Origin of the sequence: Oribacterium sp. NK2B42 (assembly GCF_000424445.1) — a bacterium.
Classification (GTDB): Bacteria; Bacillota; Clostridia; order Lachnospirales; family Lachnospiraceae; genus Oribacterium.
In genome coordinates, this window is the sequence record NZ_AUJX01000003.1 from 203,604 (window position 1) to 229,344 (window position 25,741).

Below are 25,741 nucleotides of genomic sequence, written 5' to 3' on the forward strand. Positions count from 1 at the left end.
ATTGAAAAGAAGTGCTACCGGTAGACGGTTAGCCCAAGATGTTTAGTTTAGTTAAAGTAACCGCTCTAAGTTTCCAAGGCTCGGGCGGTTATTTTTGTGTCTTGGAATCATGCTTACCACGATTATAGCCAAGACTATAGAAAGTTGCACAAAGTGCAATAACTGCAATCAAGTCATTAATTGTGAGCATATTCAAGTTCCTCCATTATGAGATTTCTCGAAAGAGATTTCTATATAAACAGAGGTCACAGTCCCCTGATAGAAGGACTAACCGCCTACCGATGTACTGGTAGCACTTAAATAGTATATCAAACAAATGTTCTTGGATCAATTAAAAGAAAGATTTGTAGGGATGATAGATGGAATACAGATTAGATGAAATATTTGATCTTCAGATGGGAAAAACGCCATCAAGAAACAATCCGGAGTATTGGGATTCTGAAGATAATAAGTGGATATCAATAGCAGATTTATCAAAATGTGGTAAGTATATTGAAGAAACCAAGGAATACCTGTCAGATAAAGCTGTGAATGAGAGCGGAATCAGCTTAATTCCAGCCAATACGGTCATAATGAGTTTCAAGTTATCTATTGGTAAGACAGCGATAACTCCAGAACCAATGTATTCGAATGAAGCGATTATGTCATTCAGAGATAAGCATGTTGTGGAGCTCCTTCCTGATTATATCTATTACATGTTTTCTGGAAAAAACTGGGAAGAAGGGACAAACAAAGCTGTTATGGGAAAAACGCTTAACAAGGCTACGTTGTCAAGTGTTAAGATTAGTATCCATGACATTGTAAAGCAGCATGAAATAGTAGAGGTTCTGGATAAACTTAGTTCTGTAATAGATAATAGGCAGCAAGAATTAGAAAAATTGGATGAACTTATCAAAGCCCGATTTGTCGAGCTCTTTGAAGATGGTGAATCGCCAATAAAAACAGTAGAAGAATTATGCTCAGAGATTGTTGATTGCCCACACACAACCCCGAAATATGAGGGAGAGTTAAAGAACCCTGCGATTAGAACTTCTGAGATTAAGAAGGGATATATAATTTGGGATAGTATGAGATACGTGTCAGATGAAGAATATGAAGAACGTGTTTCAAGGCTTCGTCCAGAAGCGGGTGATATAGTGTATGGAAGAGAGGGAACATTTGGAAATGCAGCAGTTTTGCCTGAAGGGTATAAATTTTGCCTTGGTCAAAGAGTTATGCTTCTTAGACCTGATTACACGAAATGTACCTCTGAGTATTTACTTCATGCGGTTATATCTGATGATGTTTATCGTCAGGCGGTTGGAAAGAATAATGCGTCTACAGTAGCACATGTTAATGTGAAAGATGTAAAGCAGTTTAGGATACCGTTGCCTTCCTTTGATAAGCAGAATCAGTTTGCAGACTTCGTTAAACAAGTCGACAAATCAAAAGTTGTGGTGCAGAAATCATTGGATGAAACACAGAAGCTATTTGACAGCTTAATGCAACAGTATTTTGGTTAGACTTTGCAGCATCTTCGTAACCTGGCAGTTACGAAGCATCGCTCGCAGGCTCGCTCAATCAAAAGTTGCAGTGCAAAAATCGTTAGATGAAACGCAGAAGTTATTTGACAGTTTGATGCAGGAATACTTTGGATAATAGATAATGGAGAATAAGTCAAAATGGCTAAGAAAAAAGAAGTAACAATTAGGTCATCTGTAGCTGAGTATTTAACATTTATCACTGCAACTGGTGAAGGCGGAGTTGAGGCTGTATATGCAGATGAAAATGTATGGCTTACACAAAAAATGATGGGTGTACTCTATAATGTAGGTACGAATACTATTAATTATCATCTTCACAAATTGTATGAAGATGGTGAAATTGAAGAGGATTCAGTTATTCGAAAATTTCGAATAACTGCCAATGACGGTAAAGAGTATAATACCATGCATTATAATTTAAAGGCCATTATAGCCGTGGGAAATAAGGTCGATTCTCCTAAAGCAGTACAATTTAGAAAATGGGCGAATACTATAATAGAAGAGTATACCGTAAAAGGCTATGCTATGGATGATGAACGTCTAAAAAAAGGCGGAAGCATTCTAACAAAAGAGTACTTTGAACAGTTACTCGAGCGTATTCGTGAAATTCGTTTATCAGAGCGAAAGTTTTATCAGAAAATAACAGATATATATGCGACTTCAATAGACTACGATTTGACTGCAAAAGAAACAAGAAGATTTTTTGCTGCAGTGCAAAATAAATTGCACTATGCTGTACATGGTCATACGGCTGCTGAACTTATAGTAGAAAGAGCTAATGCAGAAAAAGATAACATGGGATTAACCTCATGGGAAGGTTCGCCAAATAGCAAGATACATAAATATGACGTTTCAATTGCAAAGAATTATCTCTCAGAAGAAGAGTTAAATATTCTTTCTAGAATGGTTACAGCATATTTAGACTTGGCGGAGAGTATGGCAATGAGAAATATTCCAATGACAATGTCAGATTGGGAAATTAGATTAGATGGATTTTTGACATTGATGGATCATGAGATTTTAAAGGATAAGGGAAAAGTTAGTGCCGAAGAGGCAAAAATATATGCTGAAACAGAATATGAGAAGTATAGAATAATACAAGACAGATTATTCCAAAGCGACTTTGATCGATTTTTGGAGCTTGAAAATCATATAAAAGAATAAAAATGTGGTTGCAGGAGTGCTGGTATCTTTGGAAGGAGAAACCAGTATGGAAGAAAAGATGGCAACAGTTTTAAATGAGATGTCGGAGTATTTATCTATTTCACAGTTAATAGTGCCACCAATTGACTTGCAGAAACAGTTTATGACGTTTGTAAAACAAGTCGACAAATAAAAGATGCAGTGCAGAAGTCGCTGGATGAAACTAAGAAATTATTTGATAGTCTGATGCAGGAATATTATGGATAAAGACATGAATATATTATTGTTTGGTGTATCAAATGTAGGAAAAACCACAATTGGAAGAATAATGGCAGAGAAGCTTGGCTATAGTTTCTATGATATCGATGATGAAATTAAGAGCTTTTATGGGTATAGAAATATTGATGCTTTTATAAAAGCTAATCCCTATGCAGCAGAAAGAGATCAGAAGAGAGGATATATTATTGAGCAGCTCATAAAGAAGGATGATAACAAAGTTATGGCTGTGCCACCAATATACTACACGAGGTATTACACCACATATCTGAAGAAGGCTTCATCTGAAGTGGTTTGTGTGGAAATACAAGATACACCTGAAAATATCTTTGACAGATTGATATTCACTGATGAAAATGATGAGCCATATCATGATGATGAATATAAGAACGCTCGGAAGAGTAAATATATCAAGGCTATAAAAGAGGATATAAGATACTTTAAACCGGCTTTTTCAAAGATAGAGCATCAAGTAAATATAGCAGGCTTGGATGCAGATAAGGCTGCAGCACAAATAATAAGTGAATTAAATCTGTAAATGCATGGCTGAAGGATGCACAAATAAGATAATAGCTCCGGCACCACTGTTTGACCATGGAAATTCCCTGTTTAATCTAGCAGGAGAAGAAAACTGGGCAGATGAGAAACTACTTAAGGAATATGCCGGTACATTGCTTCCCAGTGTATATGAAGATTATATAGAGGAAGCAAAAAAGATAATGGACAGCAGATTAAAAGAAAAATTGAGAAAGATGTTAACATATAACCTACAAAAAGTAGGTGCATATAATTATTCATCGGATAGATTAAAACTAATCAGTAAAATGGTACAGGAAAGAGTACATGAGATTCTGAACTGAAAGGAGGCATAGGGCATGACCGCTCGAAAGCCTGCGGCTTTTTCGCTGTGTGGCTGTCGCCACATAGCCCGCTGATCCGATTAAAGCAGTCCATTGCAAGCAAGCTTGCATGTCCTGCTTTAACCGTCTCCGCGGCCATGCGTTTTTCGTAGCTATGACAAATTTCGATTATTTGAAAAAGGAGCCGAAGTTTAACACATTTTCCGATGTGGCGATTGCGGCTGAGAAAATATTATATATAGATCCTACCTCCTGCATCATCAACTGCCGCAGGGCGATGGAGTTTGCAATAAAGTGGATGTATTCGGTCGATGCTTCTCTATCTATGCCTTATCAGAATAATCTGATAAGTCTTATGAGCACAGAGGAATTCAGAGATATCATCGATGAAGACCTCATGAAGCGTATGGATTTCATCCGTAAGATGGGTAACAATGCTGCTCATTCCGGCAAGAAGATCACAGAAGACCAGGCGATACTCTGCCTTGAGAACCTTCAGATTTTCTTTGACTTTGTGTGTTACTGCTATGCTGATGAATACGAAGAGCACAGCTTTGACAAGTCTTTGCTTACAAAGGGCGAAACCGAACAGGTTACAAAGGATTTCCCGGACGTTGATATTGAAAAACTTATTGCTGAGAATTCTGCTTTAAAGAAAGAACTGACATCCCGTCGTGAAGAGCAGGCCGAGACCTATGTTCCGAAGCCGCTGGATCTTTCTGAGTATAAAACACGAAAGATTTATATTGATGCCATGCTTATGGATGCCGGTTGGAAAGAAGGTTCCGACTGGATCAATGAAGTAGAACTTCCGGGAATGCCTAATAAATCCGAAGTCGGCTATGCGGATTATGTTCTTTATGACAATACTCATAAGCCGCTTGCTGTTATAGAAGCAAAGAGAACCTGCGTTGACGTATCTAAGGGACGTCAGCAGGCAAAACTTTATGCGGATCTTTTAGAGAAACAGTATAAGAGAAGACCGTGTGTTTTTTTAACAAATGGTTTTGAAACAAGAATTATTGATGGACAGTATCCGGAGAGAAAGGTTGCCTGCATATACTCCAAGGCAGACCTTGAAAAAATGTTCAATCTCAGAAGAATGCGGACATCCCTTGATCATATAAATGTAGATAAAAAGATTGCCGGTCGCTATTATCAGGAAGCTGCAATTAAAGCTGTATGTGACAGCTTCGATAAGAAGAACCGTAGAAAAGCCCTTCTTGTCATGGCAACTGGTTCCGGTAAGACAAGAACTGTAATCGAACTGTGCCATGTACTTCTTGATGCAGGATGGATTAAGAATATCCTTTTCCTTGCGGACAGGACATCGCTTGTAACTCAGGCAAAGAGGGCGTTTGTAAACAACTATTCATCCCTTTCGGTGACAAACCTTTGTGAAGAGAAGGATAACTATAATGCTCACTGCGTTTTCTCTACGTATCAGACTATGATGAACTGCATTGATTCTGTAAAGGTTGAGGATCAGAAACTGTTTACCAGTGGCCATTTTGACCTTGTAATATGTGACGAGGCGCACAGATCCATTTATAACAAATACAGAGATATCTTTACTTACTTTGATGCTCCATTGGTAGGTCTGACGGCTACACCGAAAGACGATATTGATAAGAATACTTATGAAATATTTGAATTGGAGCCCGGAGTTCCTACATACGGTTATGAGCTCGGTCAGGCTGTAACCGACGGATATCTTGTTGATTTCCTGTCTGTAGAAACTAAGCTTAAGTTTATAGAACAGGGAATCGTTTATGCGGATCTTTCCGATGAAGATAAAGCTATTTATGAGAGCACATTTGAGATGGAAGACGGAGATGTTCCGGAAGTCATCAGTTCATCCGCGCTCAATTCATGGATATTCAATGAAGATACCATCCGTCAGGTACTGCACACTGTTATGACAGAGGGTATCAAGATAGATTATGGTCAGAAGCTTGGTAAGACGATCATTTTTGCAAAGAACCATGACCATGCGGAGAAGATTCTTGAAATCTTTAATAAGGATTACCCGCATTTGAATGGATTTGCTCAGGTAATCGACAATAGGATCAACTATGCCCAGACTCTTATTGATGAGTTCTCTGAGCCTAATAAGCTGCCTCAGATTGCGATATCCGTCGATATGATGGATACCGGTATCGATGTACCGGAAGTGTTGAACCTTGTGTTCTTTAAGAAGGTCATGAGTTATGCAAAGTTCTGGCAGATGATTGGACGCGGTACCAGACTTTGTCCGGGACTCATTGATGGGGAAGACAAGAGTAAGTTTTACATTTTTGATTTCTGCGGTAACTTTGAGTTTTTCCGCATGAGCAAGGGAAAACCTACTGCGAATATGATCGCGCTTCAGGGAGCGATCTTTAACTTGCAGTTTGAGATTACATATAAGCTACAGGATCTGGAATATCAGGTAGACAGGCTTATAGCGTACCGTAATGCCCTGGTAGAGATGATGACCGGTAAGGTGCAGGAACTTCCGCGTGAAAATTTTGCGGTAAGGCAGCACCTGAAGTATGTTGACTTGTATTCAAATGAGGCGAATTATCAGACTCTGACGTATGAAGATACATTGATCGTACGTGAGGAACTTGCTCCGCTGATTCTCCCGAACGATGATGAGGCAAGTGCGGTACGTTTCGATGCACTTATGTATGGTATAGAACTTGCATACCTTGTGGGTAAGAAATACGGAAAAGCCCGCAGTGATTTGTTTAAGCGTGTCAGGGGTATCGCCAGCGTTGCAAACATACCGGAAATAAAGGTACAGGCAGAACTTATCGATAAGATACTTCATACGGATTATATCGATAACTGCGGCATAAACGAGTTTGAGGAAATCAGAGAAAAGCTTCGTAATCTCATGAAGTATATTCCTCATACCAAGCTTCGTTACGATACGAACTTTGAGGATGACATCCTCGATGTTACCTGGAATGAGTCCGAGCTTGAGAACGATGATCTGAAGAATTACAAAGCAAAAGCGGAATATTATATCCGTGAACATCAGGATAATGAGGCAATCAAGAAGCTTAAGTCCAATATTCCGTTGTCTCACGACGACATAGAAGCGCTAGAAAAAGTTCTTTGGTCAGAACTTGGCACTAAGGAAGAATATGAGCAGGAATATGGCTCTAAGCCTTTGGGGGAGCTCGTACGTGAAATCGTCGGCCTTGATATGAATGCGGCCAAAGCAGCATTTTCAGAGTATTTGGAGGGAGCTAACCTCGATAGCCGGCAGATATACTTTGTGAACCAGATTGTGGAGTATATCGTTCTTAACGGCATGATGAAAGACTTGTCCGTTCTTCAGGAATCACCGTTTACGGATCAGGGTAGCGTAGTTGAGATATTTACAGATTTAAATGTCTGGATGGGAATCCGGAAGGTTATAGAAAGCATCAATGATAACGCGATAGCGGCATAACGCACAAGGAAAAACTATATGATTAAGATACTATTCATCTGCCACGGCAACATCTGCAGATCGGTTTCTGCGCATTACATAATGAACTATTTATTGCAAGAAGAACATCTCTCCGAGGAGGTGTTTGTGGATTCGGCGGCGACCTCAATGGAAGAAATAGGTAATCCTATTTATCCTCCCATGCAAAGGGCTTTGGAGGGACATCATATTCCTATCGGGAATCATCATGCCAGGAGGGTCAATAAAACCGAGTACGAGACATTTGACCTGATCATCGCCATGGATGAAGAAAACAAATATAACCTCAACAGGCTCTTTGATAATGATCCGGATAATAAAGTCCATTATCTCATGGAGTACACGGATACTCCTGATGCCATAATTGATGACCCCTGGTATACGAGAGATTTCGAGACGGCATATCGAGAGATATCTAAGGGCTGTAGTGGCTTGCTGGAAGCCATAAATCGCAAAAATATTTAAATAAAAAACATATGCCGGGATGAAGTATACTGTTTAATAGCAAACACTATTCGATGAGGATGTAGTACACCATCAAAACATCCTTATACGAAATTATTCATTATCGTTTTTGACACACTTATCACATTAAAGGAGGACCGAACTATGAACGAGACATTAAAGGTACTTGAGAGCAGAAGAAGCTGCAGAAAATTTAAGCCTGATATGGTTGAAAAAGAAAAGCTTGATGCCATCTTAAAAGCGGGAACCTATTCCGCAACCGGAATGGGAAAGCAGAGTCCTATAATCATTGCTGTCACCAATAAGGAACTGAGAGATGCCATCTCAGAGGAAAACAGAAAGATCGGCGGCTGGAAGGAAGACTTTGATCCGTTCTACGGAGCACCCGTTATCCTTATCGTTCTGGCTGACAAATCTGTTCCAACATATATCTATGATGGTTCTCTCGTAATGGGAAACCTTATGAATGCGGCTGAAAGTCTCGGTGTGGCAAACATCTGGATTCACAGAGCAAAGCAGGAATTTGAATCCGATTTCGGAAAGCAGATTCTCGCAAAGCTCGGCATCGAAGGTGACTACGAAGGCATCGGCCACTGTGCTTTGGGATATGCCGCAGGTCCCGCAAATGAAGCTGCACCGAGAAAATCAAACTACATTTATCATGTCGACTGAGAAGGATAACATCCTTACCGGATGTAAGGTGTCTTAACCATGTCTTTATAGCCGGTTAGATCTTAATCTGTATGTCAGAAATAAATGGCGTAAGAAACACATCTATAGATGAGTAGGAGGTTTCACATATGTTAGAAGTTGGCACAAAAGCACCGTCATTTGAACTTCCGGATCAGAACGGAGTAATGCATTCCCTTGATCAGTACAAAGGACAGAAAGTCATCCTTTACTTTTATCCCAAGGACAATACTGCGGGCTGTACAAAACAGGCCTGCGGATTTTCAGAACGATATCCTCAGATAAGAGAAAAGGGAGCAGTGGTTCTGGGTGTAAGCAAGGATACAGTTGCCTCCCACAAAAAGTTCGAGGAGAAATATGGTCTTGCCTTTACACTTCTGGCAGACCCTGAGCGCAAGGTGATCGAAGCCTACGATGTTTGGAAAGAGAAAAAGAATTACGGAAAAGTATCCATGGGCGTAGTCCGTACAACCTACCTTATTGACGAAGAAGGTATCATCATAAAAGCCAATGACAAGGTAAAGGCCGCTGACGATCCTGAAAAGATGCTGAATGAATTATAAGCCCCAAATTTGACCATATTTAATACTGCAATTAACCAGAAACAAATCCCCTTCACTCCGTGATTTGTTTCTGGTTCTAAAAATATCCTCAATGAGTTGTTTTATACCGAAGGAGTATTTCTATGCCTATACTTGCTTCATTTATGGTGCCACATCCACCTCTTATAATCCCTGCCGTCGGACAGGGCGGTGAGAAAAGTGTTCAGGAAACGATAGATTCTTATGAGAAAGTGGCGGATGAAATAGCCGACCTTAAACCTGAAACCATCATCATCACAAGCCCCCACAGCATCATGTATTCGGATTACTTTCATATTTCTCCGGGAAAGGGCGCCAGAGGAAATTTTTCAAGATTCAGAGCACCTGAAGTCACATTTGATGAACTCTATGATGAGGAACTTCGTGACAGGATCTGCGCTTTGGCCAAAACAGAGAATTTTCCGGCAGGAACCCTAGGCGAAAAGAACCCGATACTCGATCACGGAACCATGGTTCCTCTATGGTTTATTAGAAACAAATACAAAGACGGTAAAATCATTCGCATAGGTCTTTCGGGACTTGGACTCCCTGAACATTATCACCTGGGAGAAATAATCCAAATGGCAGTTAATGACTGTAACCGGCGGGTTGTGTTCGTGGCTAGCGGTGACTTGTCCCATAAATTACAGGCCCACGGTCCCTACGGTTTTGCCTCTGAAGGTCCTGTTTATGACGAGAGGATAATGGACGTTGCAAAAAGAGCCGCTTTTCAGGAAATGTTCGACTTCGATGAGGACTTTTGTGAAAGAGCAGCAGAGTGCGGCCACCGTTCCTTTGTCATCATGGCAGGAGCCTGGGATGGGATAAATGTAAAATCCAGAGTCTACTCTCATCAGGACATCACCGGAGTAGGTTACGGGATTGTTTCTTTTTATCCGACAGGTCCGGATGATTCCAGACATTTTCGTGAAAAGTACCTGAATATGATCAAAGATGAATTAAGTAAAAAAGCTGAACATTCCGATGAGTACGTACGTCTCGCAAGGGCTTCTCTCGAGAGCTACATACTGAACCATCGAAAACTGGAGCTTCCCAATGATCTTCCGGCTGAAATGCTTGAGAAAAGAGCCGGAGCATTTGTTTCCATCCATAAGGACGGTCGTCTGCGGGGATGTATCGGAACCATACTTCCAACAACATCATCTGTTGCCGAGGAAATCATCCGGAACGCCATCAGTGCCTCCACCCGGGATCCCAGATTCAATCCCATTACGCCGGATGAACTACCATATCTTGATATCAATGTTGACGTCCTCGGTGACCCCGAAGATATTTCCGGTCCTGAAGAGCTTGACGTAAAAAGATATGGTGTCATAGTAAGCTGCGGAAACAGAAGGGGCCTGCTTCTTCCTGATCTTGACGGAGTGGATACTGTTGAACAGCAGATCTCCATCGCGAGACAGAAGGGTGGGATAGACATTGATGAACCTGTGAAGCTTCAGAGATTCGAAGTTGTAAGGCATATTTGAATGTTTCCGGTGCCGGGGATAGTTTTATCAGATATAAACCTGTTTCCCGGCTCAATTTATCCTGAAAAATGAATGATTTATATTAATAAAAAAGCTGTCGACTAAAGTTTCAGATTATAAATATCGATAACAAGGAGAAAATCCGATGACCGCACAGGTAGCTACAGTTACAACACAGCATTTCTCAATGGACTATTGTAAATTCGGCCAAGGAGCCGAAAATCTCGTGGTGATTCCGGGTCTCAGTGCCCAGAGTGTCATGCCTATGGCTGAGCTTATGGCCAATGCCTACAAACTGCTGTCTGATGATTATACAATTTATGTATTTGACAGAAAAAAAGGAACTCTAAATATACCTTATACTATTAAAAATATGGCAGAAGACACTGTAGAAGCCATAAAAGAACTTGGTCTTTCCAATGTCTGCATCTTTGGCGCATCCCAGGGCGGAATGATCGCAATGGAGATAGCCCTGGGACATCCCGGACTGGTTAAGAAGCTTTTACTCGGATCCACCTCTTCCCATATAAGCGAAGAAGGCTTCTCTGTCTTTGACAACTGGATAAGACTTGCAAAGGAAAGAAACGGGGAAGGGTTATATATGAATTTCGGAGAAAAGGTTTATCCGGAAGATGTTTTTGAAACAATCAAAACAGGGTTTATACAGATTTCAAAAACCGTAACAGAGGAAGATTTTTCCCGCTTTATCGTTCTCGCTGAAAGCCTTAGGAATTTTAACATCACAGAAGAGCTTCCTAAGATTACCTGCCCGACACTGGTTATAGGCTCGAAGACCGATAATGTTTTGGGCGGACAAGCTTCTGAAATCATTGCCGCACATCTCACCGGCAGCCCGGATTGCGAGCTTTATATGTATGACGGATACGGTCACGCAGCATATGACTGTGCACCCGACTACACTGAGAGGTTACTGAAGTTCTTAAAGAAATAAAAACTATACTTTAGCATTAACATCGTTTTACAAAACAGGACGATGCTGATGCTTATTGTATTACAGAAATAGGAGAGTTTGATGATTAACTGGATAAGTGACTTTAACTACGACTTTGCCATAGCAACGATTCCTATCCAGATAATACTTCTTGTGTTTTATGGAGTACGAAGGAATCTTCCCGTAGGCCAGAGCTTTTGCTTCTGGCTTGTTATGGTTGCCAATCTGGTGATGACTTCGGCCGATATCATTTCCTGTGAGATGAATGAGATCTGGACAGAATTTCCTCTGTGGGTCATGTATGCCATCAATCATGCATATTTTCTCGGATTCATCGTACGAGGCTGGGCACTTTTTGCCTATACTGCAGAAACCTCACATTTCCTCAAGAACAACTCTCTGTATAAGGTCATTGCCTCCATCCCGGCCATGGTAGCGATCTTCCTGATTTTTTCAACCCCCTGGACCTCGGCTATCTATACCATTGCGGCAGATGGTTATCATAACTGTTCTCTCTACGGCATTATCTATTTTGATACTTATTTTTACATCATATTATCGATCCTTATAGTTTTGTTTAAATGGAAGACTTTGTCACCCAGAGTCAAGGGCGGACTTCTTTCCTTTAATCTGCTTCTGCTTTTCGGTATCATCATCAGAAAGCAGTTCTACCATATGCTGGTAACCAGTTATTTCAGCATTCTTTCCATACTCATCATTTTCCTCACCACGGAAAATCCCGATCTATACCGGGACAGCAGGACGAAGCTTCTAAACAAAGAAGCTCTGGACATGATAGGCTTCGATTACTGGGAGAGAAACATTTCCTATAGTCTTTTGGTCATGATCGTTCATAACTATGAAACATCCAAGTCTGTTTACGGTATCAGCCAGGTGAACGAAAGTCTAAAGAGAATGGCAGATTGGGTAATGAAGAATTACCCGGGTTATAATTGTTTTTATACCAGAAACGGAACCTTTATCATTCTTATGAAGGGACAGCTGCCTGCAGAGCCGGAAGCAATAATGAAAAACTGGAAAGAAAAGTATGAAGCTTTCCAAAATAGCTGTGATACTCCGGTAACCATGAAGATATCCGCAATGATGCTGCCTGCATATCTGGCAAACAACAATGATCTAACCATGGGTGATCTGGCAAGATACTCCAGGATCAATGCCTATTCAGAAAATCGCCGCGGAAACTATGTTTTCTCCGATGCCATGATTGAAGGCGTTAAGAAACAGAAGTCCCTGGAAAAAGCCGTTAAAGATGCCATCGCAACAAACCGATTTGAAGTTTACTTTCAGCCCATCTATTCTGTTAAAGAAGGGATAATAGAAGGGGCAGAGGCATTGGCACGATTAAATGATCCGAGCCTGGGCTTCATATCACCTCTTGATTTTATTTCAATAGCAGAAAAGAACGGAGATATCATCGAAATAGGACGGCAGATCTTTGAAAAGGTTTGTATCTTCCTTGAAAACACCGACACCAAAAAATTAGGGATTAAATATATCAATGTAAATCTTTCACCCATACAGTGCATGAGCCACAGTCTTTCAGAGGAGCTTTCGGATATAGCCAAAAAACATGGTTTATCCATGAACATGTTTGATTTTGAAATAACCGAGTCTCTGATAGAAGATTACGAAATGATCCAGATGCAGATAGCAGGACTTCGTTCCATGGGTGCAGAGCTGTCTCTTGATGATTTCGGAACAGGTGCATCGAATCTGACAAGCCTTATGAATCTTCCGATCCACGTTGTAAAGATTGATCTGACCTTCACAAGATCCTTCTTCGCCGGAAAAGCTGAATTCCTGCCGGATCTTATAAAACTTTTCCAGCGCTCCAACATGGCAATAGTTGTTGAGGGTATCGAAACAGAAGAGATGAAAAACAAGATGGCAGAGCTTGGCTGCGACTATGAGCAGGGTTACTACTTCTCGAAGCCGCTGCCGCCGGAAGAATTCATTGAATACATGAAAAATCAGCTTCAACAATAAACAAACCATCGGGGACGTTTCTCGCCGACGACAAACGTCCCCGATGACAGCAAAGAAGGAGTTCAGGAAAAACCTGAACTCCTCTGTTTTTTAGTATTAATCCAGCTCAAGGAGCTTGATCATATCATCAGTATCATCTCTTGCAAAGCTTGTGAAAGTGATACAGACAGTATAATCACCTTCGGTGCCCATATACTGCTTCTGATAAATGTCATATTCATCACTTATCAGTCCATGTGTGGTAAGAAGATATGTATCCTTTCCGGAAACCTTTGCCTTTACCACAGATACCTCCTTAGGTGTGATACCGATTTCCTTAAGGGTATCCTTTACTTCCGGAATGCTGTCTTCAAGCTGCTTCTTGAGATCTGTTTCAACATCGGCAAGATTTATAGTGACATTGATATTATCATAATTGTCTTCATTATCAGCATAAGCAACGGTTACAGGATCACCCTTTTTGATAGTCTTTATAACAGCATCCTTATCTTTTATAAATGCCTCGGTTGATCCGTCTATCTCAGCAACCGCTGCTTCATCACCAAAAGTGAATCCGTCAGGAACAGCAAGCTTCAAGCCGAAATAGTCATTCACATAAACATTCTTTTTAACCTCACCAATAGAAAGCTCTTTCTTTTTGGCTGCAGTCGATTTTCCGGTCACCTTTGAGGACGTTGCCGCAAATGAAACAATTGACAGGCTGACAGTCACTGCACTTAAAAGCATGGCAGCAGCGAGACCGGCAGCAATTTTTCTTCTAAGGTTGTACTTCATTCATTACTCCTTTCCTAAACATAATTTCCGGGATGAGTCTCCCGAACACTCAATACTCATACCACGACGGGCAATATCACAAACTCCCTTCAGGGTTCTTTATTACTTATATTTATCGACAAAAAATAAGTATGAGATAAGGCATGCTTTCTGACACAACATTTTTTTATTTTCATTTTCTATATAAATACGGATTAAAAATCCTTATATCTCCTTATTATTTTGACGAAATTAATGTGTATGGGTACTGAATGCCCTGATAATGATATTTTTGGCCGGAGCTTTTCTTTATAGCTCCGTTTCACAGATCAATACAAAGGAGCCGCAGCATGAGAACAGACACAGATAAAGGAAAAACCACCATATACCTTGAGGGAAGGATCAATACAGACAACGCCGCAAAAGTTGAAACAGAGATATTATCGATAATCAATGACCTGAAACCAGGGCAGGAAATCCTTTTTGATGCTGAAAAACTCGAATATATTTCCAGTGCGGGTCTGCGTGTTCTCATGAAGGTGCGAAAACAACTGGGAAAACCGGTTACTGTAACAGAAGTAAGCCGTGATGTATATGATATTTTCGAAACAACAGGGTTTACAGATCTGTTTAATGTAAAAAAAGTCCTCAGGAAAGTTTCCATTGAGGGCTGTGAAAAACTGGGCGGTGCTCCAAACTGTGAAGTTTATCGTCTTGACCCGGAAACCATAGTGAAGGTTTATAAGGGAGATTTATATACCCGGGAGAAGATAGAAAAGGACAGGGAACTTGCCAAAAAGATTTTTACAGGAGGAATTCCTACGACAATACCTTTCGACATGGTTAAAGTGGGGCCCCATTACGGTCTCGTTTTTGAAATGATGTCAGGAGGTTCTTTGGCAAGCATTCTTTCATCTCACCCCGAAGAAACAGAAAAGTACGGCAAGCTCGTTGCAGGCTTTATAAAGAAACTTCATTCAACCGAGTTTGAAACGGGAGTTCTTCCGGATGCCAGGGTGCCGTATCTAAGGAACTTGAAATATCTTGAGGAGATAGGCGTCTACACGGCAGAGGAAGCAGAGAGAGTACATGAACTCCTCCGCACTATTCCTCATAGAAATACCTTTATCCATCAGAATCTTAATCCCGTTAACATCATGCTGATGGATGATGAGTTCATCCTTATAGATGTTGATGATTCAGGAACCGGACATCCTGTCTGGGATCTTATGGGAATGTATCAGGTTTATGTTACAGGAGCCAAAGCCGGTTGGACAAAACCTATGATGGGTCTCGGAGAAGATATATTAAAACCTCTTTGGAACACAATTCTTCATTCATACCTTGGGGAGATACATAGTGATGATATCCCTGAGGTGAACAGGGTTCTTGGCGGTTATACAAAAATGAATCAGATATTCGAGCTGGTGACAAACCCGACCATCTCCGGAGATATAAGAAAGCCTGCTATAGAAAAAGAAAAGGCAGCTTTCTTCGATATGATGGATACACTTTACCCGGTACCCAGATGGATCTGAGAGAACAATGATCTCTAAATAATTTGCAGGATTAAATCTGTTTCATAGAACAGTAATACCACAAGAACTAATCCTACATATTGAATTCAGGAGGGGCTCAATTGGAAAAATACAGATACTGTGACGAAGAACTTAAACTGATGGAGAAAAGTCATGTTCCCTTCGCTGTTTATCAGTTTATAAATAAAAGAGTGATTACCATAATTCTTTCCCAAGGCTTCATTGATCTGTTCGGATTTGAGGGCATGAAAAAAGAAGATGTTTATGCTCTCATGGATAACAACATGTACCGTGATACACATCCTGATGACATGGCTACTCTGGGGGATGCTGCCTATCGTTTCGCAACTGAAGGCGGTGCCTATGATGTGATCTACAGATCCAAAACGCATGGAGAATACAGGATCATCCATGCCTACGGAAGACATATTCACAAGGAAGACGGTACACGTCTGGCTTTTATCTGGTATACGGACCAGGGTGCCTATGTTGAAGACGGCAAAAACGAAAAAGACTTCATGATGAATCTTTTTAAGAATCAATTAGCAGAAAGAAGCATTATCGCACAGACCAGTCATGACTATCTGACAGGTCTTCCTTCCATGACTTATTTCTTTGAGCTTGCGGAAGCGGGTTGCAAAAGAATCCGTGAAAAAGGGAAAAAGCCTGTTATTCTCTTTACCGATTTCAATGGGATGAAGGTATATAACCAAAAATATGGTATGGAAGAGGGCGATAAGGTTCTTAAGGAATTCACAGATAAACTGGTCGGGATTTTCACCCATGAAAACTGCAGCAGATTCAGCGCGGATCACTTCTGCATCTATACGAATCTGGATAAAGGACTTTCGGCAGCAGAGCAGCTTGTCTCAAGTAATGCAGGAATCGATATTGAAAAGAAACTCCGTATTCGTATAGGTATGTATGTTTATGAGGATGAGAACATCAGCATAAGTGCTGCCTGTGACAGGGCAAAGATGGCCTGTGATTCCGGCAAAAATACCTTTACTTCAAAGCTGTATGTTTTTGACCAAAAAATGATGACGGCTATTGAGAATCGTCAATATGTGGTAGAGAATCTTGACAAAGCCATAAAAGAAGGTTGGATCAAGGTCTACTATCAACCCATCATCAGAACCGCCAATGGCAGGGTATGTCATGAGGAAGCCCTGTCCAGATGGATAGATCCTGTAAAGGGCTTCCTTAGTCCTGCAGAATTCATACCTGCTCTCGAAGAATCCAACACCATATTTAAGCTCGATCTATATGTTGTAGATTCTATTTTGGTAAAAATGAGAGAGCAGGCAGACTATGGTCTTTATCTGGTTCCTCAATCCGTAAACCTGTCAAGATCCGATTTTTATGCCTGTGATATCGTTGAAGAAGTCAGAAAACGTGTAGATGAGGCAGGAATTCCAAGAGACAGAATTGTTATAGAGATTACAGAAAGTATCGTAGGCGATGACATTGACTACATGATTGATAGAATCAATCGTTTTAAGGAACTGGGATTTAAGGTCTGGATGGATGATTACGGCAGCGGTTATTCATCTCCTATGATTCTTCAGAAGGTACCCTTTGACCTGATTAAGATAGATATGCAATTTGTAAGGCAGCTCGACGAAGGTGAAAGGGCAAAGATCATACTGACCGAGATCGTCAGAATGGCAATGGCACTTGGAATGGACACAATCGCCGAAGGAATCGAAACAAAAAAACAGGCTGAATTCCTTAAGGATATCGGCTGCGATATGCTTCAGGGATACTATTTCTGCAAGCCGATACCTCCGGAAGAAATCATTAAAAGAAACAGAGAAGGAATACAGATAGGTTTTGAAAATCCCAGGGAAGAGGATTATTATACCCAGCTTGGTAAAGTAAATCTTTATAATCTTTCTATTTCAGCAAATGATATTTACGGCGGTGACAGTTATTTTGATACCTGGCCCATGGTCATGACTGAATGCAAAGATGGTCACATAAAGATCATAAAATACAATACTACTTTTAAAGCCTATATCGACGAACTATTCCCGGATTCCGCCAATACATATGAGTTTGATTTATCTGATTTTAAAGGTAAAAACGGAGAGCTTTCCCTTAATGCAGTTTTTCAATGTGCAGAGGATGGAAAGAGAATCATCCTTGATGACATGACAAAGGACGGAAAGATCATTCAGATCATGGCCTGGAGAGTGGCGGTGAATCCCGTGACAAAGGTTTCGGCTGTAATGGTTGCCGTACTATCTTCATCAGATCAGCGCAAAGGATTCCTTGACGAAAAGCACAACAAAGAGTTTCAAAGATTATCCGGAAAATATGAAAAACTCCGGAAAGAAAATGTGCCGTCATCGCCTGCGGAATGGCGAAATTCCATAATGAATACACCGTAGCTGAAGTCTTTGAAATCGCAGATAAGAGAATGTATGAAAACAAACACTTTTTAAAAAGAACAAAAATGCAGCAATCTCAATAATTAACCAAAAGGAACAATACCCCTGCCGATGCGACAGTTTTTATTGGCAGACCCGAACTCACCGGGGATCACCCGTGACACCCTTATAAGAATGTGTCAGGGATGATTCCCGGTGAGTTTTTCAGTATGCCAGTCAGACCCGTTCCGGTAATTATTCTTTAAATCATGACACTAAACCGTTTTACTTTTCGTTATGTATTTATCAACCCAAAAAATAGACAAAATAAAAATATTTTTTATTACACATTTCACAGATATTATTAAGTCTCCTAAAATCTATTGAAAACCGCTTTCAATTAATTCTAAAATAAATATGAAAATTTAATAAACAATCTACACAGGAGGTAATGTATGATCAGTTTTTTGTTTTGTCTCTGTTTACTGATTGCAGGCTATTTTACTTATGGTAAATTAGTCGACAACACCTTTGGTCCCGACGACCGTGAAACACCGGCTGTCGCCATTAATGATGGAGTTGACTATGTTGTTTTACCACAGTGGAAGTTGTTCCTGGTTCAGCTTTTGAACATCGCAGGTCTTGGTCCTATTTTCGGTGCTCTTCAGGGCGCTCTTTGGGGGCCAATAGTATTTCTCTGGATCACCTTCGGTACAATCTTTGCCGGCGGCGTACATGATTACTTCTCAGGTATGCTCAGTGAGAGAAATAACGGTGATTCCATCGCCGAGGTTACAGGTAAGTATCTCGGAAACACCATGAAGACTATCATGAGAGGTTTCTCAGTAGTTCTTCTCGTAATGGTTGGTACAGTATTTGCAGTAGGTCCTGCAGGACTTATCGTTCAGCTTCTTTCCAACAAGGGTGTAACCGGAGCTTTTGCAACTACAGCAGTTTGGCTTGCAATCATCCTTACTTACTACTTTATCGCGACCTTCATTTCCATCGATAAGATCATCGGTAAGATTTACCCTGTATTCGGAATCTGCCTTATCGTCATGGCCATCGGTGTAATCATCGGACTTCCTTTAAACGGTTTCCATACACCTGAGCTTTGGGATCATTTCTATAACATGCATCCAAAGACAACTCCTGTATGGTCATTTATGTTCATCACAGTTGCCTGCGGTGCCATATCGGGTTTTCATTCAACCCAGTCACCTATTATGGCAAGATGTCTTAAGTCAGAGAAACAGGGACACTTCGTATTCTACGGTGCAATGGTAGCCGAAGGCTGTATCGCTCTTGTATGGGCAGCAGCAGGATGTTCACTCTATGCAGTTGACGGCGGTCTCAATACAGGTCTTTCAGAGGCTCTTGCAGCAGGACAGTCAGCAGCCATCTATGATGTCTGCGTTAAAACCATGGGCAATGTAGGCGTTATCCTTGCTATGCTCGGTGTTATAGCGTGTCCTATCACTTCCGGTGATACAGCATTCCGTTCAGCAAGACTTACACTTTCAGACTGGTTAAAGATCGATCAGAAGTCCTACGCAAACAGACTCAAGCTTTGCGTACCTCTTCTCGGCTGCGGTGCTTTCCTTGGATTCGGAAATTCCTTCGGACTTTTCAGCTATGCTGTCATCTGGAGATATTTCTCCTGGACAAACCAGACTCTTGCAATGCTTGTTCTCTGGTCAGGTGCAATGTATCTTGTAAAAGAGAAGAGAAACTATTGGGTATGTGCAGTTCCTGCAACTTTCATGTCAGCAGTTTCCGCAACATATTTCTCAATGGCTCCGGAGTGCTTAGGTCTCATCCCTGTATTCACAAACAACAGAACATTTGCTTATCCCTTCGGAATACTCGTTGCAGTTTGCTTCCTTGGTCTTTTCCTTAATGCAGCAAAAAAGTATGATCCTAAGGTAAATGTTCACTCAGCTCACGCTTAAAGCAGGGGCTCAATTAAATAATCAGATGTCAGCTTGACCGATGATATCTTTCGAGTAGGGGGATGACCCCTACTCGATTTATTAATATAAGAACAGACCAATATATAAATACTTTTACAGAATCCGTGAAAACTCAGAATTCTTGGAGTATTTATATAGTGGACAAAAAATAAACTTCTATATTATACGGAGGCCAATATGTTATTTTCGCCCAAATGTCTCGGAACCACAACATTAACAAAAGAGGAACTGAAAGAAGATAAGGCAAAATGCGTGAAGATCGGTCCCTGCGGACTCGGAGAGAAGGCACTGTATCTTAACAGTTTCTTTCTGGACAGGGTTTACTACATAAGCTACAAGGATATAAACAGGTGCTTTAAGAGGGTTGCCATGAGTAAGGGCGGTTTTACCGGAAAAGGGGTTTTCGGAAGTATGCCATACCTCGTTGTGCAGTACGGCACCGGACTTGAGAAACAGTGTAATTTTAAGTTTGAAGAAGAAGTTGACATGTTCCTTGAGGAGCTTTCAAAAATCAGACCTGAAATGCCCCTTCACAGCGTGGAAGCCGAATACAAGCTGAGAATGGCTGAAGAAGAGGAAAGGAAGAGATACCTGAAGGAACTTTCTCCTGAACAGGAAACCTCGGTTCAGGTTTTGAGGGAGGCAGAGGAAGTAGTTAAAGCTTATCCTGAGCAGTATACAAAACTTTCCGTAACTGCAAAACAGAAGCGTGTCATCGAACGCATAAGCCCAACCTATCAAAAGGTTGCACTGGTCATCCTGATGCTTTCCATAGCTTCGGCACTGTTTGGTGTTTTTGCTCTTATTAAGGGACAGGGCCTGGCCATTTACTTTGTGCTTTTTGGTTTCTCCTTTATCTTTATCGTTATTTCCTCAAGGATACTTCCCACAGGAAGAAACAATAAAGCTTATGCGGAGAAGGAATGGGCAGACGCTCTTAATGATATGTCTGAAACCATGAAGGATAATCAGGACTTTCCTGTTCCGCCTCAGTATGCACATCCTGTAGTTCTGGAGAGAATGATCAGAGTCATAAGAGAGGGCAGGGCTGACAGCGTTGGCGAAGCTTTTACCATAATGAAGGAAGACCTTAAGAAGCTGAACAGTGATGTTACTGTTTCTCAAAAGGAATATGACGAGGTTGTTCAGGTTAAACCGATGTTTCTGGTAATGGACTACAAATAAAAGATTATTATTATAAATATAAAGTCGATAAAATATGTAGCGAGTTAGGCTATATTTCGGCTTTATTTTTTTTTTTCATTTTTTTGCAATTACATCGAGGTAAAAATACATGTTTAAATCCAGCTTCAAACGTTCTTTACGTGCTTTAATTTCAATAACAACAGCCATGCTTCTTATGACCGGCTGTATGGATCAAATACCGGAAATACAAGTCACTCCCAAGGAGACTTCCAGCGAAAAACCAACGGATGTAGAAACCAACGCTTCTACCACCGGAACAGAAGCCGGCGGTACAACGGCTGAAACCAAGGACGTATCAGATGATCCAAAAGCCGCAGAAAAGAACCAAGAAGTAGTCCTTCTATTCACAAGTGACGTTCACTGCGGCATGGATAAGGGATTCGGGTACGTCGGACTTCAGGATATAAGAGATGAACTGGAGAATAAAGGCTATACCACCATGCTTATAGATAACGGAGATTTCATTCAAGGCGAAGCTGTGGGAACTCTCACCAAAGGTGAGGATCTTGTGAAACTTATGAATTCCCTGAATTATGATTTTGCGGTTGTTGGAAATCATGAATTTGATTACGGTATGGATCAGTTCATGAAGATAGCTGATATGGCAAATTTCCCTCTGATAAGCTGCAATTTCAGAAAAAACGGAGATTTGGTATTTGACCCCTATGTCATTAAAGAAGTTTGTGGTGTAAAGATCGGCTTTGTAGGCGTCACTACCCCCACGGCCATCACAACCTCAACACCGAAATATTTCCAGAATGACAAGGGTGAATATATCTACGATTTTATGCAGGATGATACCGGCGACATGCTGTATGAAGCAGTTCAGAAATCTATAGATGAAGTAAGAGCCCAGGGTGCTTCCTATGTTTACCTGGTAGGACATCTCGGAATGAATGAAGGCGACCATCCCTGGAACTATAAAGATGTGATATCACACATAAGCGGTATAGATGTTTGTTTTGATGGTCATAGTCATGATACAGAGCATGTAATCATGAAGGACAAAGACGGAAAAGACGTACCGAGATTTGGTCTCGGCACAAAGTTAAATGTCATTGGATACAGCCACGTCACAAAAGATGGCGGAATCGTTGATACCAACGTATGGAGTTGGACAAATAGTGTTTCTCTGCCTGATCTTCTGGGCGTCAAAAATAGGATTTCAAAAGTGATAGATGAGGATATGGCAGAGACTGATAAACTTATGAAACAGGTTGTTGCCCACTCCTCAGTAGACCTGACTGTTAACGACCCAACTGAAAAAGATGAGAACGGACAGCCGATAAGAATGGTAAGGCGTGCCGAAACAAATCTTGGTGATCTCTGTGCTGATGCTTACAGGGATCAGACAGGAGCCGACATTGGCCTTATAAATGGAGGAGGCATAAGGGCCGAGATTTCTAAAGGAGATATAACCTACGGTGACATCATAAATGTCAATCCCTTTGGAGATACTGTCTGTGTGATAGAAGCCAAGGGGCAGCAGATTATCGATGTTCTTGAATGGGGCGCCAGGGGAATACCCGATGAAAACGGAGGCTTTTTACAAGTTTCAGGTATGAGTTACGAAATTGATGCTTCCATCCCAAGCGGTGCTCAGTCAGATGATAACGGTATGTGTACAGGATTTAATGGAAAACGGCGTGTAAAGAATGTAAAAATAGGCGATGACCCCATAGACCCTTCCAAATCCTATACCGTGGCAAGTATTAATTACCTTCTTCAGGAAAACGGAAACGGTTTCACTTCTTTCGATGGCTGTAAATTGGTGCAAAACGACCAAAAGTTGGATAACCAGATATTGATAGACTACATTTCGGATACATTAAAGGGTGAGATTGGTGACGAGTACAAGGATCCATATGGACAAGGCAGAATCGTAATACACGATGCAGCTTAACATTCGTAAACCATGTAACGTATTTCACTTTAAATCCACTGTTCGAACTTATCGGCCACTCTAAAAGGTGAGTACATGAAATATATCAAAACAAAAGAAGACTCAACTTCCTGTATCATGATTGCAGGAAATACCAATTGTCTTGAAGCGAAAACACTTAACCATATTGCGGATTATTACAGAGTTGTCATCATTTCAGACAACTCTGATAATGTGGCCACGATTAAGCTTTCTGCTAAATATTCCAAAAGAATAAAAACCTACAAAGAGGATCTCTCCTCAGACAACTGTAAAAAGATATTTCAGGCTTTTTCACCGGACACAGTATGGTATTTTTCAGGTTATACAGATGGATGTGATGGCCTCAGAGATGAAATTTTCATAAACCTTTGATTCCCGTATAATCCGAATATTGCAGTTACTTCTTCTGAATTTTTATCATAGTACTGTTTATGCCCATGGCGCGATTGTAGGTTATCTCATCGGCGATCTTATTAAGGACGTAGGCATTGTCAAAGGCATAATCAAAGTTTTCATCAACTATGGTGGGGTTAAACTCCCTTCCGGTATCATGTATGGTTATGATAATTTTGTCGTCCTCTTCACGCAGTACCACATCGATCATATCGCTGCTTCCGGTGTTTCCAGCCGTTATGCCGGTAAGCATTTCCTCAACAGCGAGGCAGGTCTTCATGGCTGTGACATCATCTGTCCTTTCGCTTACCCAGTCGCTGGCTTCCTTTGAAAGGCTTACAACCTCATCCAGATTCATAGCTACGGTAAACTCAAATCGTCTGTCATCGGTTTTCTTCGGAAGCATGAAAGAGTATTTCTTTTGATTAACCAATGAATCTTCCCTAAGCACCATAAACAGTATCTGAAGCGGCACCAGAATCTCTATGAAGAGAAAGCCCATATACAAACCATCGACACCCAAAAAAGGAGCAAATATGCCCATCATCGCTATAGGCAGTACAAGTCCCTCCATGATAGTGATGATATGGGAGTAGGTAAAATGTTTAACCGCCTGGAAATAATGTACCATGATAATACAAAATGCCATTCCCATAAACGACAATGCCGAAATGCGGATAGCCTTTATGCACTCAGCCACCGTCTGAGGATCCGAAACATTGAAAAGCATGAGTATGATCTGAGGTGCAAGCTCCAGAATGAAGCAGAGAGCAAGAGCTCCCGCCAATGCTGCTTTTATGGACTTAAACAGCATTTTCCTTACTCTGTCATAATCGCCGTTCTCTACCTGAATGATAACCAAAGGCACCAGTGTCTGAGCGATACCGAGAGCCAGTGTAAAGAACATATAGATACAGTTATTGAAAATACTGAATACCTGAAGACCTCTGCTTCCTCCGTAGGCTGCAACTATCATATTGAGAATATGGACTCTCAAAGTGATCATGAGAAGATAAGAGGACTCCGGAAATCCCTTCAGAGTTATGTCATGAAGATGTGAAAGCACGGCCTTCTTAGACATTTTCACAAGCACCAGCTGACGGTCCTTGCTGAAAAAGTATCTCATCATATACATAAGTCCGGAAAAGTATCCGATAATGGTAGCAAAGGCTGCACCGGAAAGTCCCATTCCCATAATCTTTATAAGAACCACATTCATGACCATGTTGATGACATTGGAAATGACCACTGCCTGAAAAGCCATTTTATGTTTTCCGTCAGCTTTTGCAAAATAGGCAAGAGACATCATCAGACATACAAGTGGCATGCCCAGCACCAGGATGCTGAGATAATCCAAAACATCATTGTAATAAGATATGTCCGGACTCAAAAGCTCGGCGAACTGTTCTGAAAAGATACGTCCAAAAACAGCTAAAAATATACCTAAGAGAGTTATGAACACCACTGAAACAGTAAAAGTCTCATCAGCTTTTCTCTTTTCATGGTCTGCCATATGGTTCAGGGCCAGCGTACTGCCGCCGAGACCAAGCATCAGGTAAACCATGCTGACAAATGTCATAACCGGGAAACACAACTCAACCGCAGGCAGCTTTTCAATCCCCAGAAAATGACTGATAAAAATCGAGTCAATAAAGAAAGCTATGTTGTTGGCAACTGTCATCACAAGAGTCGAAAACAAAAACGACTTGTATCCGGCAGACAGCAACTGATACTTCTGATTATTCAACTGTTTAACCTCCCGCAGTATGTTATTTTTCATACCGCCACAAAGTCAGTACCACCAGCCCTGCTGGTGGTTTGAGTTAGCCCCTTCCGGGGCAAGTGTTGTGATTCCGCCTAAAGGCGGTCTAGCAAACCATTCTAATGTTACTGGTTACCACTTAAAAGTGGTTCTCATTATCCTTCCGCACGATCTGCTTTAGTTTGATCTTCTATATATTTTTTTATTGTAGCTTCATTAACATTTCCTACCGTTTCGCAGTAATAACCTCTTGCCCAAAAATGTCGATTATTTCTTTCCCGAAATTCCGGGTGCCTATCGAAGATCATCAACGCACTCTTTCCTTTGATTCTCCCCATGACTTTGGATACTGCCTCTTTCGGTGGTATTG

Annotated in this window: 21 protein-coding genes; 18 read left to right on the forward strand and 3 right to left on the reverse strand. The window is 41.1% G+C overall.

All coding sequences use genetic code 11. The features are described from left to right. The first annotated feature begins 359 nt into the window (after window positions 1–359). The 12 genes from G625_RS20840 (at window position 360) to G625_RS0101185 (ending at window position 13,450) form a co-directional block, all read left to right on the forward strand. Window positions 360–1,502, forward strand: a complete 1,143-nt coding sequence (locus tag G625_RS20840) for a restriction endonuclease subunit S (protein WP_049895546.1) — start codon at window positions 360–362, stop codon at window positions 1,500–1,502. A gap of 159 nt (window positions 1,503–1,661) precedes the next feature. Next, on the forward strand, window positions 1,662–2,687 hold the full coding sequence (locus G625_RS0101135; RefSeq protein WP_029199637.1) for a virulence RhuM family protein: 1,026 nt from the start codon (window positions 1,662–1,664) through the stop codon (window positions 2,685–2,687). Between the two features lie 46 nt (window positions 2,688–2,733). Beyond that, the gene (locus tag G625_RS23145; RefSeq protein ID WP_256377613.1) at window positions 2,734–2,859 is read left to right on the forward strand and encodes a hypothetical protein; all 126 of its coding nucleotides are present in this window, start codon (window positions 2,734–2,736) and stop codon (window positions 2,857–2,859) included. Window positions 2,860–2,925: 66 nt separating this feature from the next. Beyond that, window positions 2,926–3,480, forward strand: coding sequence for a shikimate kinase (locus G625_RS0101145; protein ID WP_049895548.1), 555 nt, complete (start codon window positions 2,926–2,928; stop codon window positions 3,478–3,480). A gap of 4 nt (window positions 3,481–3,484) precedes the next feature. Beyond that, the gene (locus G625_RS0101150; protein WP_029199639.1) at window positions 3,485–3,802 is read left to right on the forward strand and encodes a hypothetical protein; all 318 of its coding nucleotides are present in this window, start codon (window positions 3,485–3,487) and stop codon (window positions 3,800–3,802) included. A 154-nt stretch (window positions 3,803–3,956) separates the two neighbouring features. Beyond that, entirely contained in the window at window positions 3,957–7,247 is a 3,291-nt protein-coding gene (locus G625_RS0101155; protein WP_029199640.1) for a DEAD/DEAH box helicase family protein, read from the forward strand. An 18-nt stretch (window positions 7,248–7,265) separates the two neighbouring features. Beyond that, window positions 7,266–7,730, forward strand: coding sequence for a low molecular weight protein-tyrosine-phosphatase (locus G625_RS0101160; protein WP_029199641.1), 465 nt, complete (start codon window positions 7,266–7,268; stop codon window positions 7,728–7,730). Window positions 7,731–7,874: 144 nt separating this feature from the next. Beyond that, entirely contained in the window at window positions 7,875–8,402 is a 528-nt protein-coding gene (locus G625_RS0101165) for a nitroreductase (protein WP_029199642.1), read from the forward strand. 128 nt (window positions 8,403–8,530) lie between these two features. Continuing rightward, a complete protein-coding gene (gene bcp / locus G625_RS0101170) occupies window positions 8,531–8,983 on the forward strand; it encodes a thioredoxin-dependent thiol peroxidase (protein WP_029199643.1) in 453 nt (150 codons plus the stop codon). Window positions 8,984–9,105: 122 nt separating this feature from the next. Further along, window positions 9,106–10,491: an AmmeMemoRadiSam system protein A gene (gene amrA, locus G625_RS0101175; RefSeq protein ID WP_029199644.1), complete on the forward strand. Its 1,386-nt coding sequence runs from the start codon at window positions 9,106–9,108 to the stop codon at window positions 10,489–10,491. 145 nt (window positions 10,492–10,636) lie between these two features. Then, window positions 10,637–11,443, forward strand: coding sequence for an alpha/beta fold hydrolase (locus G625_RS0101180; protein ID WP_029199645.1), 807 nt, complete (start codon window positions 10,637–10,639; stop codon window positions 11,441–11,443). A gap of 81 nt (window positions 11,444–11,524) precedes the next feature. Beyond that, window positions 11,525–13,450, forward strand: a complete 1,926-nt coding sequence (locus tag G625_RS0101185; RefSeq protein ID WP_029199646.1) for an EAL domain-containing protein — start codon at window positions 11,525–11,527, stop codon at window positions 13,448–13,450. 96 nt (window positions 13,451–13,546) lie between these two features. Here the strand turns inward: G625_RS0101185 and G625_RS0101190 are convergent, their stop codons facing one another. After that, window positions 13,547–14,224 (reverse strand): hypothetical protein, encoded by a 678-nt coding sequence (locus tag G625_RS0101190; protein WP_029199647.1) that lies wholly within the window; start codon window positions 14,222–14,224, stop codon window positions 13,547–13,549. A 329-nt stretch (window positions 14,225–14,553) separates the two neighbouring features. Here G625_RS0101190 and G625_RS20845 point away from each other — a divergent pair, with 329 nt between their 5' ends. The 6 genes from G625_RS20845 (at window position 14,554) to G625_RS0101220 (ending at window position 23,588) form a co-directional block, all read left to right on the forward strand. After that, window positions 14,554–15,741: a phosphotransferase gene (locus tag G625_RS20845; RefSeq protein WP_049895550.1), complete on the forward strand. Its 1,188-nt coding sequence runs from the start codon at window positions 14,554–14,556 to the stop codon at window positions 15,739–15,741. Window positions 15,742–15,842: 101 nt separating this feature from the next. Further along, window positions 15,843–18,134 (forward strand): bifunctional diguanylate cyclase/phosphodiesterase, encoded by a 2,292-nt coding sequence (locus G625_RS20850; protein WP_029199648.1) that lies wholly within the window; start codon window positions 15,843–15,845, stop codon window positions 18,132–18,134. A gap of 434 nt (window positions 18,135–18,568) precedes the next feature. Then, window positions 18,569–20,065 (forward strand): carbon starvation CstA family protein, encoded by a 1,497-nt coding sequence (locus G625_RS17845; RefSeq protein ID WP_044931048.1) that lies wholly within the window; start codon window positions 18,569–18,571, stop codon window positions 20,063–20,065. 198 nt (window positions 20,066–20,263) lie between these two features. Next, window positions 20,264–21,271 carry a hypothetical protein gene (locus G625_RS0101210; protein WP_029199649.1) on the forward strand — a complete coding sequence of 336 codons (1,008 nt, stop codon included), beginning with the start codon at window positions 20,264–20,266 and terminating at the stop codon, window positions 21,269–21,271. 109 nt (window positions 21,272–21,380) lie between these two features. Next, window positions 21,381–23,195: a bifunctional metallophosphatase/5'-nucleotidase gene (locus G625_RS17850; protein ID WP_049895552.1), complete on the forward strand. Its 1,815-nt coding sequence runs from the start codon at window positions 21,381–21,383 to the stop codon at window positions 23,193–23,195. A gap of 75 nt (window positions 23,196–23,270) precedes the next feature. Next, entirely contained in the window at window positions 23,271–23,588 is a 318-nt protein-coding gene (locus G625_RS0101220; RefSeq protein ID WP_029199650.1) for a hypothetical protein, read from the forward strand. Window positions 23,589–23,613: 25 nt separating this feature from the next. On the opposite strand, the gene G625_RS0101225 is transcribed toward G625_RS0101220, so the two are convergent. Beyond that, window positions 23,614–25,356, reverse strand: coding sequence for an MATE family efflux transporter (locus G625_RS0101225; protein ID WP_029199651.1), 1,743 nt, complete (start codon window positions 25,354–25,356; stop codon window positions 23,614–23,616). A gap of 170 nt (window positions 25,357–25,526) precedes the next feature. Then, the coding region (gene tnpA / locus G625_RS0101230) for an IS200/IS605 family transposase (protein WP_029199652.1) at window positions 25,527–25,741 on the reverse strand (215 nt) is incomplete at its 5' end.